We start from the raw sequence: 11,509 nt of genomic DNA, 5'->3' as shown, positions 1-11,509 counted from the left end.
ACGGTGCGTCCGCGGCCGGAGCCGGCAAGTCCGCTGCCTTCACCGTCGACGCGTCGGCGGCAGCGAATGCGTCCGTCGCCGTGTCCGATGAAAGCGCGCAGGACGTGCGTGAACGGCAGATGAAGCGGGCCATGCACGGCGGCCGTCTGCTGGTGCTCACCGGTCCCGCCGGAGTCGGCAAAGGCACCGTGGAAAACGCGTTGCGCAAGAAGCACCCCGAAGTATGGGTGTCCGTTTCCGCCACCACGCGTGACCCGCGTCCGGGCGAAATCGACGGCATCAACTACTGGTTCATGAGCGAGGACGAATTCATCGCCAAGGAAGCGGCGGGGGAGTTCCTCGAAACCGCCGTCGTGCACGGCATGGCCCACTACGGCACCCCGCTCAAGCCGGTCGAGGAGCATCTTGCCGCCGGCACGCCCACGATTCTCGAAATCGACCTGCAAGGCGCCCGCCGCGTCAAGGAAACCGCCAAGGACCTCGGCCTCGAAGTCCTGTCCGTCTTCATCGCGCCGCCGAGCTTCGACGAACTCGTCCGCCGCCTCGTCGGCCGCGGCACCGAAACCGAAGCCCAGCGCAAGCGCCGCCTCGAAACCGCCAAGGTCGAACTCGCCGCCGAAAGCGAATTTGACGTGACCATCGTCAACGACAACGTCGACAAGGCCGCAGAGGAGCTGTGGGCCCTCATCGCCAAAGAATACGGTATCAGCGAACGATAATGATGAAGCAGCTCTGATATGAAAAACCCTCCCGACCGATCGGGAGGGTTTTCAATATCGGGCGAAAATGCCTATCAGGCGAGACCGGAGAGCTTGTTGATCAGCTCCGGGTCACGGGCCGAACCGTTAAACGGACAGTCCAGTGGACTGTCCGTAGGTGAGGGGAGCGGCTTGCCGCGACGGCTACGCGAGTCCCGAGAGCTTGTTGATGAGCTCGGGATCTCGCGTAGCGACCTTGTCGGCGGAGCGGGCGAAGGCAGCGTTGTAGGGGATAACGGAGCGCCCTCTGCGCTGAGCCGTTAAGCGGGAAGTCCAGTGGGCTTCCCGTAGGCGAAGTAAGCGGCCGCAAGGTCGCACGCGTTATTCCGCGATGCCTGGAGGGACGGATCAGGCGTCGATGGCGCGCAGCACGTTCACCATTTCAATGGCGCCCAGCGCGCAGTCGAAGCCCTTGTTGCCGGCCTTTGTGCCAGCGCGTTCGATCGCCTGCTCGATGTTCTCGGTCGTGATCACGCCGAACAGCACCGGCACATCCGTGCTCAGCGACACCTGCGCAATGCCCTTCGCCGTTTCGTTGCACACCAGATCGTAATGCGACGTGCTGCCGCGTATGATCGCGCCAAGGCAGATCACCGCATCGTAGCGGCCCGTCGACACCATGCGCTTCGCGGCGATCGGAATCTCGAACGATCCCGGCACCCACGCCACATCGACATCCGATTCGGCAACGCCATGCCGCTTCAGACCGTCCAGCGCGCCCAACAGCAGCTTCGACGTGATGAACTCGTTGAACCGCGCCGCCACGATGCCGATGCGGATCGGCGCCGCCTCGCCGTTCGCGGCGTTGGCGACCAGCTGTCCTTCGAATACCGTCATGATCAGTTCTCCTTTGCCAGAGCACCCAGCAGATGCCCCATTCGATGTTCCTTGGTGGACAGATACTTCGCGTCGTAGTCGGTGGGCGCAATGACCAGTGGCACACGACGGTCGATGACAATGCCGGCGCGCTCAAGCTGGCCGATCTTGTCGGGGTTGTTGGTCATGAGATCGATCGACGCGATGCCCAGATTCCGCAGCATCACCGCCGCCGTCTCGTATTCGCGCGCGTCGGCGGGAAAGCCGAGCTTCATGTTCGCGTCGAGCGTGTCGAAGCCCTGGTCCTGCAGCTCATACGTGCGCAGCTTGTTGAGCAGACCGATGCCGCGTCCCTCCTGGCTCAGGTACAGGATGACGCCGCGTCCGCGCTCGGCCACGCGACGCATCGCCTCACGCAGCTGAGGCCCGCAGTCGCAGCGCTGCGAGCCGAACACGTCGCCGGTCAGGCACTGCGAATGCACGCGGCACAGCACCGGCTCGCGCACGGCGTCGCCGCCGGCCATGGCGGCAAGCACGTCGTCGCCCATGACGAGCGCCACATGCTCGGCGCCATCCGCCTCGTAGCCGACCATCGTGAACGTGCTATAGTCGGACGGCAACTGCACCTGCGCGACGCGGCGCACCGTGCGCGGGAACTCGTGGGCGCGACGGTAGGCCTGCAGCTGCGCGATCGTGATGATCGCAAGACCGTGCTCGCTGGCGAAGGCGCGCAGGTCGTCGCGGCGCATCATCGTACCATCCTCCTTCATCATCTCGCAGCACAGTCCGCACGGCTCCAGCCCGGCCAGACGCGCCAGATCCACGGTCGCTTCGGTGTGCCCGTTGCGCTCCAGTACGCCGCCGGGACGCGCCACCAGCGGGAACATGTGGCCGGGACGGCGGAAGTCCTGCGGACGCGTATCAGGGTCGATGCACGCCAGCGCCGTCAGCGACCGGTCGCGCGCGCTGATGCCCGTGGACGTGGTCACATGGTCGATGGACACGGTGAACGCGGTCTGATGGTTGTCGGTATTCGTCGTGCACATGGGCGGCAGCTCAAGACGTGCCGCCAGTTCGGCGCTCATGGGCGTGCAGATGAGGCCGCGGCCATGCGTCGCCATGAACGCGATGTTGGCGGTGGTGGCGTAGCGGGCGGCGCAGATCAGGTCGCCTTCGTTCTCGCGGCTTTCGTCATCGGCGACGACGACGGTGCGTCCGGCGGCGATGTCGCGGATCGCGCGCGCAACGGCGCGTTCGGCTTCGGGATCGATGGAGGATGCGGCAGTGACAGAGGAGTTGGAATCGGTGATGGCCATGGCAGGCTCCTTGCAGATAGCAATGACAGGTTGACGATAATGAAAGGTGATGACGGGACGATGACGGCCGCGCGTCAGAATCCATGCGCGGCGAGGAACTGCTCGGTGATGCCATCGGCGTGCGCACTGGCGGCATCGGCGCTGGCGTCGGCGGCGCGCGCTGGCACCGCCATGAGCCGCGCCACGTACCGTGCCAGAGGATCGATTTCGAGGTTCACGATGTCGCCCACGCGGCGCTCGGGCAGGACGGTGTGCGCTGCGGTGTGCGGAATGACCGCGACGCCGAACGCATCTGCATTGGCGAACGTGACCGTCAGGCTAATGCCTTCGACGGCGATCGAGCCCTTTTCGGCGATGGCGCGCAGCAGCGCGTACGGCGCTCGAATCGCGTACGCCGTGGCGATGCCGTCGCGCGTGATCGAGGCGATGGTGCCGGTGCCGTCGATGTGCCCGGAGACGAAATGCCCGGAGAAGCGGCCGTCCGCCGGCATTGCGCGCTCCACGTTCACGTGGCTGCCGCGCCTGAGCGCGCCGAGGCTGGAACGGCGCAGGGTCTCGTGCATCACATCCGCCGTGAATGCGGTGCCATGCAGGCCGGTGACCGTCAGGCACACGCCGTTGACGGCGATGCTGTCGCCGAGCATGGTGCGGTCGGTGACGACGACGGGCGAATCGACGGTCAGCCGGGCGAAGTCCGCGCCGCGCTCCACGGCCAGCACCGTGCCGAGGTCCTCAACGATGCCGGTGAACATAGTCCACGCCTCCCTCGATGAGGATGTCGTCGCCGATGGCGCTGACGGCCGGATGCGCGATGCGGAAGCAGTCGTCAGGCGAGGCGACGCCGAGGCCGCCGATCGGCGCAGGCGCGCCGGCGCCGCCGAACAGCTTGGGCGCGATGTAGGCGCTGACCTTCGTGACAATGCCCGCGTCCAGCGCCGACCATGCGATGCCGCTGCCGCCTTCGATCATGATGCTGTCGATGCCGCGCGCATAGAGCGCTGCGGCGACGGCTGCGATGCTGGCATGGCCGTCGCCGTCGGTCGCGACGCGCAGCACTTCGCAGCCACGGTCGCGGTACTGCTGGGCGCGCGCGTCATTCGCGCTGGCGGTGGCGATGATCGTGGGGGTGCGCGCGGCGGTCGCCACGACCTGCGCGTCGAGCGGCGTGCGCAGATGCGTGTCGCAGATCACGCGCAGCGGGTTGTGCCCATGCTCGATGCGGCTGGTGAGCTGCGGATCGTCGGCGAGCACGGTGTTCACGCCGACGAGGATCGAAGCGAAGCGCGCACGGTCCTCGTGCACGCGCCGCCTCGCCGCCTCGCCGGTGATCCACTGCGACAGGCCGGATGCGGTGGCGATATGGCCGTCGAGCGTCATCGCGTACTTGAGCATGACGAACGGCGTATGCGTCACGATGGCATGCAGGAAGATCTCGTTGAGCGCGTCGCATTCGCTGCGCAGCACGCCTTCGGTCACGGCGATGCCCGCGTCGGCGAGCTGGCGGATGCCCTTGCCGGCGACGAGCGGATTCGGGTCGGGGGAGCCGACGACGACGCGTGCGATGCCGGCGTCGATGAGAGCCTGCGAGCATGGCGGCTGCTTGCCGGTGTGACAGCATGGTTCGAGCGTGACGTAGATGGTGGCGCCGCGCACGTCGACGCCGGCCGCGGCGGCCGCTTCGAGTGCGGCGCGTTCGGCGTGCCATCCACCGAGGTGATCGTGATGGCCCGTGGCGATGATGCGGCCGTCGCGTACGATGACGGCGCCGACCATCGGGTTGGGATTGACCTTGCCAGCCCCAAGCCGTGCGTGACGCAATGCCACGGACATGAATTCCCTGTCGCCCATGAAACCCCTTTCCTTCGGCAACGAGGGCATGTCCAGGGGTTCGTGGGATCAGTGGCGGCACGACCGCATGCGGATATACGGCATTCGGATATGCTTCCGCCTGCGTCGTGCTGCTGCAACTTCTTCCATCCAGACTGTAACTGTCGGTACCGGAGTCTCACCGGTTCATGAGCGTATGCTCCAACATCGCGCCAAGGCGCGCTGCTCGCGGACTGTACCGCCGATCGGGAATTTCACCCTGCCCTGAAGATGCGTGTTCGGTTATTGCGGCTCAGCATACGGAGGCGTCCAGTCAACGCCGCATGGCATGTCCGATATGCGGACATATGCGCTGGCATGAGCCGGCTATCGGGAATGCGTATGGCCGTTGCGCGGAACCGTTGGCGCATGCCGATGCTCTGATAAGCAGTGGTGAGATACGACGAGGGGGCGGAACCGCATGTGCGATTCCGCCCCCTCGTATGTCTGGTCAGAAGACCATCAGGCGAGGCCGGACAGCTTGTTGATCAGGTCGGGGTCGCGAGTGGCGCCCTTGTCGGCGGAGCGGGCAAAGGCGGCGTACGCCTTAAGCGCCTGCGACACCTTGCGGTCGCGGTGCGCCACATAGCCGTCGCCGGCCTCGAGTTCGGCACGGCGCTCGGCCAGCTGCTCGTCGGTCAGCTCCACGTTCACCGAACGGTTCTCGATGTCGATGTTGATGATGTCGCCGTTCTTGATGAGCGCGATCGGGCCCTTGTTCGCAGCCTCGGGCGCGATGTGGCCGATGGCCAGACCCGAGGAACCGCCGGAGTAGCGGCCGTCGGTGAGCATGGCGACCTGCTTGCCGATGCCCTTGCCCTTGACGAACGAGGTCGGGTACAGCATTTCCTGCATGCCCGGGCCGCCCTTCGGACCCTCATAACGGATCACCAGCGCCATGCCCGGCTTGAGTGTGTCGTTGAGGATGACCTCGATGGCCTGCTCCTGCGACTCGACGACCAGCGCCGGTCCGCGGAATTTCCAGATCTCCTCCGGCACGCCGGCGGTCTTGACGACGCACCCGTCGGGGGCGAGGTTGCCGCGCAGCACGGCCAAGCCGCCCTCGTGGATCTCCGGGTGGTTGATGTCGTGGATGGCGCCGTTCACGCGGTCGGTGTCGAGCGAGTCGAACAGCGTCTCGTGCGTCCACGGTTCGGGGGAGATGATGTGGCCCGGCGCCGCATGGTACATGGTCTTGGCCTCTTCGGTGCAGGTCGGGCGCATGATGTCCCAATCGTCCAGCTTGGCCTCGAGCGACGGATAGTCGACCGAATGCACGTCGCGGTGCAGCTTGCCGGCACGGTCGAGCTCGCCGAGAATGCCGGTGATGCCGCCTGCGCGGTGCACGTCGGAAATCTCCCACTTGCCGGACGGGCTGGCCTTGCAGATGCACGGCACGGTGTGTGAGATGCGCTCGATGTCGTCCAGCGTGAAGTCCACGTCGGCGGACTGGGCCATGGCGAGGATGTGCAGCACGGTGTTCGTGGAGCCGCCCATCGCGACGTCCATCGTCATCGCGTTCTCGAACGCGTGCTTGGTCGCGATCGAACGCGGCAGGACGGAGTCGTCGTCCTCCTTGTAGTAGCGGTTCGCAATGTGCACGATCTCACGCGCGGCCTTGCGGAACAGCTCCTTGCGGAAGCCGTGCGAGGCCAGGATCGTGCCGTTGCCCGGCAGGGCGAGGCCGATTGCCTCGGTGAGGCAGTTCATCGAGTTCGCGGTGAACATGCCGGCGCACGAACCGCAGGTCGGGCACACGGTCTTCTCGTAGTTGAGCAGGTCCTCCTCCGAGATGTTGTCGTCGGCGGACGCGTACATGACGGAGATCAGATCGGTGTTCTTCTTGACGGTGCCGTCGGCGAGCACTGTGGTGCCGGCCTCCATCGGGCCGCCGGAGACGAAGATCGTCGGGATGTTCAGGCGCAGCGCGGCCATGAGCATGCCCGGCACGACCTTGTCGCAGTTCGGGATGCAGATCAGCGCGTCGGCGCAGTGCGCGTTCACCTGATATTCGACCGTGTCCGCGATGATGTCACGGGAGGGCAGCGAGTACAGCATGCCGGTGTGGCCCATCGCGATGCCGTCGTCCACAGCCATCGTGTTGAACTCGCGCGGAATGCCGCCGGCTTCCTTGATCGCTTCGGAGACGATGCGGCCGACCTTGTTGAGGTGCACATGACCGGGGAGGAACTCGTCGAACGAGTTGGCGATGGCGATAATCGGTTTGCCGAAATCCTTGCCGTCGACACCGGCGGCACGGTAGAGGGCTCGGGCGCCCGCGAATACGCGCCCATTCATCAGTTTCGCGGATCTCATTTCTGCCATGCCTCTATTCAAGCCCTTAATCGAGACACGGGTGTTGTCAATACTCGGATAGTGGAATTCACAATTTATTAACGTTCGGCGGGCTGTTCTCTGTCGGCTCCACACGTTCGCGCATCCGCGTTCCGGAGGCATTCCCCGCTCACGGTGCAGCCTCCGGCGAAGCGGACGGTATGCTGGTATGTCAGCGGTTGCGCATCACGGTCATCCAATCGTGAAACGTAGCGTGAAACATATGTTCCGCGTGTGGTGCGCATCGTGCCGGCCGTGGCGACGTGCCGGCCGTGCGCGGCCGGGGCACGCGGCGAACGCGCGGCAGACGCTCGCATACAAGCGGAAGGAGCTGGATCATCGCATGAAACGCATCGTCGCAGGCATTCTCGCGCACGTGGACGCGGGCAAGACCACGCTGTCCGAGGCGCTGCTGTACAACACCGGCACGATCCGCAAGCTCGGCCGCGTCGACCACGGCGACGCGTTTCTCGACACCGACGCGATGGAACGCGCCCGCGGCATCACGATCTTCGCCGAACCGGCCGTCATAGAAACCGGCGACCTTGAACTCACACTGCTCGATACTCCCGGCCACGTCGACTTCGCGGCCGAAACCGAGCGCACGCTGAGCGTGCTCGACTACGCGATCCTCGTCATTTCCGGCGCGGACGGCGTGCAGGGACACACGGCCACGCTGTGGCGTCTGCTCGCGCGCTACCGGGTGCCGACGTTCATCTTCGTCAACAAAATGGACGCGCCCGGCGCGGACCGGGCATCCCTGCTCGCGCAGCTAAGGCGACGGTTCGGCGACGGCTGCGTCGATTTTCAGAGCGACGTCGCGCCGGAAGAGTCGGAAGACGTAGCGATGCAGGACGAGGCGGCGACCGACGCGTTTCTCGCGAACGGTCGCGTGTCTGACGATGACATGCGCAGGATGATTGCCGAACGCAAGCTGTTCCCCTGCTTCTGGGGGTCCGCGCTGCGCATGGACGGGATCGACGAATTCCTGGCAGGATTCGAGCGGTACGTACGCGAGCCGCGATACGGTGACGCATTCGGTGCTCGCATCTACAAAATTTCGCACGACGCGCAGGGCAACCGGCTGACATGGCTGAAGGTGACAGGCAGCGAACTGCGCGCGAAAATGATGCTCACGAACGCCCGGACGGCTGCAGGAGCCGCGGCGGAAGCCGGCGAGGCTGGGACTGCCGCTCCGAACGATGCGGCGAACACCGTGGCAGGCGCTGTTGCAAGTGCTGCCGCGGTTATCGAATCCGCGGACGAGCTGTGGAACGAAAAAGCCGACCAGGTGCGCGTCTACTCCGGCGCCAAATTCGCCACCGTTGAACGCGTGCCCGCCGGCGCGGTGTGCGCGGTCACCGGCCTCACGCGCACGTTTCCCGGCGAAGGGCTCGGCTTTGAGCTGGATGCGGGCAGTCCGAGCCTGCAGCCGGTGCTCACCTATACGCTCGAGCCGCGCGGCAACGACGTGCACAAGTGCCTGGTCGCGCTGCGCGAACTCGACGACGAGGATCCGCTGCTGCGCGTTGTGTGGGTGCCGCGGTTGCAGGAAATCCACGTGCAGCTCATGGGCGCGGTGCAGCTCGAAATCGTCGAACAGATCATGCACGACCGGTTCGGGCTCGACATCGGCTTCGGTCCGGGCGGCATCCTGTACCGCGAAACCATCACGCATCCGGTCGAGGGCGTTGGCCATTTCGAGCCATTGCGCCACTACGCCGAGGCGCACATCCTGCTCGAACCGGCCGCGCCGGGCAGCGGACTGAGCTTTGCGAGCGCGGTGAGCGAGAACGTGCTCGCGCGCAACTGGCAGCGGCTCATCCTCACGCATCTCAAGGAAAAGGAGCATCTGGGCGTGCTCACTGGCTCGCCGATCACCGACATGCGGCTCACGCTCGTGGCCGGCCGCGCTCACGAGAAGCATACGGAGGGCGGTGATTTCCGTCAGGCCACGTATCGGGCCGTGCGCGAAGGACTGATGATGGCGCGTGCGGAAGGCGACGTGTCCGGATACGGGCGGGATGCCGAGATCGGCGATACAGTCGAAGCGCGCTCCGGCGGCGCTGACGATCGTGATGCGGCCGGGGTCGGCGGCAAGAACGGCACGTCCGATGCGCGCAACGCGGCCGGTGTGGGCGGCAGGCATGCCGGTGACGTCGCCAACAAGAGCGCCGACAATGCCGACGGCGCGGACGATCGGCAGCCGGTCGATCCCGGCTGGTGCCGCCTGCTCGAACCGTGGTACCGGTTCCGGCTTGAGATTCCGCAGGACATGATCGGCCGGGCCATGTCCGACGTGCAGCGCATGGCTGGCACGTTCGACCCGGTCACAACCGACGGCGACTACGCGGTGCTCGAAGGCGACTGCCCGGTGTCCGAAATGCGCGACTATGCGATGGACGTGAACGCCTACACGCACGGTCTCGGCCGGCTTTCCTGCACGTTCGGCGGCTACCGGCCCTGCCATAACGCGGACGACGTGATCGCCGACGCCGCTTACGACCCCGAGTCCGACTTGGAGAACACGCCGGATTCGGTGTTCTGCGCGCACGGGGCCGGATATCCGGTCAAATGGTACAAGGTGCCTGATTTCAAACATCTCGACTATGCAACCGATTGGAACGGAGAGCGGGGAGAGGACTGACCGATGGTGAAGGATACGGAGCATCAGAACGTGCGTGCGACGCGAGCTGCGGAGCAGTCCGGAAAACCTGCAGAGTCTGTGGAAATACAGGAAAATGCGGTGGACGAGACGGGCGAATGCTGCGCGGATGACAGCGAACGCCGGTATACGATCCGCGACATGGCCAAACGGTTCCATATGGAGCCGTCCGCTCTGCGCTATTACGAGGAGGTAGGGTTGCTGCCCGGAGTGGAACGCACGGCCAGCGGCCAGCGAGTCTACCGTCAGTGGCATGTGTGGCGGCTCGGATCGATCTGCTGCTTCAAGGACGCCGGCATGACGATCGATGAGATCAAACGTTTCTTCATGTATGAGGCGAACGAGGATGAACACATCGACGACATGGTCGAACTGCTCACCGAGCGCCGCGCCGCCATCGAAGAGCAGCGTCGCGCGCTCGAGGAAGCCTATCATCACGTGCTGCGTAAGCTGCACTTCTACGGCGACATCCGTGACAGCCTGCGTGACGGCACGCCGCGCCCCGACTGGAAGGACTACGGCGACAAGATCTTCACCGACTGACGACGCCTTCACATCCTGTGGTGGCTTACTGGTACTTTGTCGAATTTATACTGCCGCATTCTTTATTCTTGGCTCCCCTTGTCAGGGGAGCTGTCACGCAGTGACTGAGGGGTAGTCAGAACTCATCGCATCAATTCCGACAAAGTACTGGTCGGAATCATGTTTCGCGAGGCAGGACTTCGCCTCACTGAGAGAGGGGAGTGCCACCGTTGGCTGTGGTCGTTGGCCTCGGTCGCTATGGAGATTGAAAAGGCCGTAGTCCAACAGCCGGGGAAATGCTGTCGGGCTACGGCCTGCTGATGCGATCGGACTGTAACGGCTCGGATCAGGATTCGATCAGATCGTCGCTGGAGGAGCCGTAGTAGCTGCTCGAATCATTGCTGGAGCTGCCGCTGTCGGAGGAGTTGGACTGGCTGTCGGACGACTGGCCGTCGGACGAACCGGACTGACCGTTCGTGCTGCCGGGGATGCCGCCGCCCATGCCGTTGCCGGACTGGCCGTTGCCCGACTGGCCATTACCGGACTGACCGCCCATGCCGCCGCCGGGCATCTGCATGTTCATCTGCTGGCTGTTGGAGCCGCCATTATCGGTGAGCGCCGTGACGGCGAACGCGCCGATGCCGCCGCCGATTAGGCCGCACACCAGCGACACCGCCGCGACGATGCCCCACGCCTTCGCCAGCGCCTTCTTGCCCTGCGGAGCGCCCGCCGCTCCGGCGACGCCGGTCACACCCGGTACCCCCGGCACGCCGTTGCTCGCGGCGTTCTGCGTGGCCCACATCGGCTGCTGCTGCCAGGCACCCTGGGTGCTCTGGCCGTACTGCTGCCCGTACTGCGGCGGATACTGGCCGTACGGCTGCTGCGGATAACCCTGCGCAGCATACTGCTGGCCCTCGGTCGGAGCGGCGGTCGTGGTCTGCCGCGTTTCGGCATCATTGCCGGATGCGGCGGCATTCGCCGCATCCGAGGTGCCGGCCGTCGAGAAGCCGGACATGGTCGGAGCTTCGTTGTGATACGTGCGGTACGACGACTGCGTGTCGTTCGAGGCGTCGGCGTAGTTTGCCTCCAGTGGCACGGTGCGGTCAGTGTCGGCCGTGGTCTGCTCGGTGGCGTCGCCGTTGATGGCGTTCGGGTTGATGGTGTTGTTGCTCATAATGGGTTCCTTTCGGGAAAAGAGTCGGTTTCCAGGACCGGATATTGTTCAAGGATTT

General features: G+C 65.2%; 9 protein-coding genes and 1 riboswitch. Of the genes, 3 read left to right on the top strand and 6 right to left on the bottom strand.

What is annotated here, in order from left to right:
• The first annotated feature begins 119 nt into the window (after window positions 1-119).
• Window positions 120-719, top strand: a complete 600-nt coding sequence (gene gmk, locus BBIA_RS13650) for a guanylate kinase (RefSeq protein WP_081891862.1) — start codon at window positions 120-122, stop codon at window positions 717-719.
• Between the two features lie 387 nt (window positions 720-1,106).
• Here gmk and ribH read toward each other — a convergent pair whose 3' ends face one another.
• The 5 genes from ribH to ilvD all read right to left on the bottom strand — a co-directional run bounded on the left by ribH (window position 1,107) and on the right by ilvD (window position 7,081).
• The gene (gene ribH / locus BBIA_RS01925) at window positions 1,107-1,595 is read right to left on the bottom strand and encodes a 6,7-dimethyl-8-ribityllumazine synthase (RefSeq protein WP_033492899.1); all 489 of its coding nucleotides are present in this window, start codon (window positions 1,593-1,595) and stop codon (window positions 1,107-1,109) included.
• A gap of 2 nt (window positions 1,596-1,597) precedes the next feature.
• On the bottom strand, window positions 1,598-2,890 hold the full coding sequence (gene ribB, locus BBIA_RS01920; RefSeq protein ID WP_081891841.1) for a 3,4-dihydroxy-2-butanone-4-phosphate synthase: 1,293 nt from the start codon (window positions 2,888-2,890) through the stop codon (window positions 1,598-1,600).
• Window positions 2,891-2,964: 74 nt separating this feature from the next.
• The gene (locus BBIA_RS01915; RefSeq protein WP_033492896.1) at window positions 2,965-3,642 is read right to left on the bottom strand and encodes a riboflavin synthase; all 678 of its coding nucleotides are present in this window, start codon (window positions 3,640-3,642) and stop codon (window positions 2,965-2,967) included.
• Window positions 3,623-4,738: a bifunctional diaminohydroxyphosphoribosylaminopyrimidine deaminase/5-amino-6-(5-phosphoribosylamino)uracil reductase RibD gene (ribD, locus tag BBIA_RS01910; RefSeq protein WP_033492894.1), complete on the bottom strand. Its 1,116-nt coding sequence runs from the start codon at window positions 4,736-4,738 to the stop codon at window positions 3,623-3,625. Before ribD ends, BBIA_RS01915 begins: the two co-directional genes overlap by 20 nt.
• A gap of 113 nt (window positions 4,739-4,851) precedes the next feature.
• Window positions 4,852-4,993: riboswitch (FMN riboswitch) on the bottom strand.
• 225 nt (window positions 4,994-5,218) lie between these two features.
• Entirely contained in the window at window positions 5,219-7,081 is a 1,863-nt protein-coding gene (gene ilvD / locus BBIA_RS01905; protein ID WP_033492892.1) for a dihydroxy-acid dehydratase, read from the bottom strand.
• Window positions 7,082-7,433: 352 nt separating this feature from the next.
• Between ilvD and BBIA_RS01900 the strand changes: the two genes are divergently transcribed.
• Both BBIA_RS01900 and BBIA_RS01895 read left to right on the top strand, forming a co-directional pair.
• Window positions 7,434-9,737 carry an elongation factor G gene (locus BBIA_RS01900; RefSeq protein ID WP_033493048.1) on the top strand — a complete coding sequence of 768 codons (2,304 nt, stop codon included), beginning with the start codon at window positions 7,434-7,436 and terminating at the stop codon, window positions 9,735-9,737.
• A 99-nt stretch (window positions 9,738-9,836) separates the two neighbouring features.
• Window positions 9,837-10,298, top strand: coding sequence for a MerR family transcriptional regulator (locus BBIA_RS01895; RefSeq protein ID WP_274518573.1), 462 nt, complete (start codon window positions 9,837-9,839; stop codon window positions 10,296-10,298).
• Between the two features lie 325 nt (window positions 10,299-10,623).
• On the opposite strand, the gene BBIA_RS13160 is transcribed toward BBIA_RS01895, so the two are convergent.
• On the bottom strand, window positions 10,624-11,451 hold the full coding sequence (locus BBIA_RS13160; RefSeq protein ID WP_051923652.1) for a hypothetical protein: 828 nt from the start codon (window positions 11,449-11,451) through the stop codon (window positions 10,624-10,626).
• Window positions 11,452-11,509 lie beyond the last annotated feature (58 nt).

It is taken from the genome of Bifidobacterium biavatii DSM 23969 (assembly GCF_000741165.1).
GTDB classification, from domain to species: domain Bacteria; phylum Actinomycetota; class Actinomycetes; order Actinomycetales; family Bifidobacteriaceae; genus Bifidobacterium; species Bifidobacterium biavatii.
The sequence above is the reverse complement of the archived record's forward strand: the minus strand, read 5'-3'. Positions and strand labels throughout refer to the sequence as shown.

Excerpts from the sequence above, each read along its gene's own strand:
- gmk (WP_081891862.1), top strand. The coding sequence starts at position 120 with ATGAAGCGGGCCATGCACGGCGGCCGTCTGCTGGTGCTCACCGGTCCC.
- ribH (WP_033492899.1), bottom strand. The coding sequence starts at position 1,595 with ATGACGGTATTCGAAGGACAGCTGGTCGCCAACGCCGCGAACGGCGAG.
- ribB (WP_081891841.1), bottom strand. The coding sequence starts at position 2,890 with ATGGCCATCACCGATTCCAACTCCTCTGTCACTGCCGCATCCTCCATC.
- BBIA_RS01915 (WP_033492896.1), bottom strand. The coding sequence starts at position 3,642 with ATGTTCACCGGCATCGTTGAGGACCTCGGCACGGTGCTGGCCGTGGAG.
- ribD (WP_033492894.1), bottom strand. The coding sequence starts at position 4,738 with ATGGGCGACAGGGAATTCATGTCCGTGGCATTGCGTCACGCACGGCTT.
- ilvD (WP_033492892.1), bottom strand. The coding sequence starts at position 7,081 with ATGGCAGAAATGAGATCCGCGAAACTGATGAATGGGCGCGTATTCGCG.
- BBIA_RS01900 (WP_033493048.1), top strand. The coding sequence starts at position 7,434 with ATGAAACGCATCGTCGCAGGCATTCTCGCGCACGTGGACGCGGGCAAG.
- BBIA_RS13160 (WP_051923652.1), bottom strand. The coding sequence starts at position 11,451 with ATGAGCAACAACACCATCAACCCGAACGCCATCAACGGCGACGCCACC.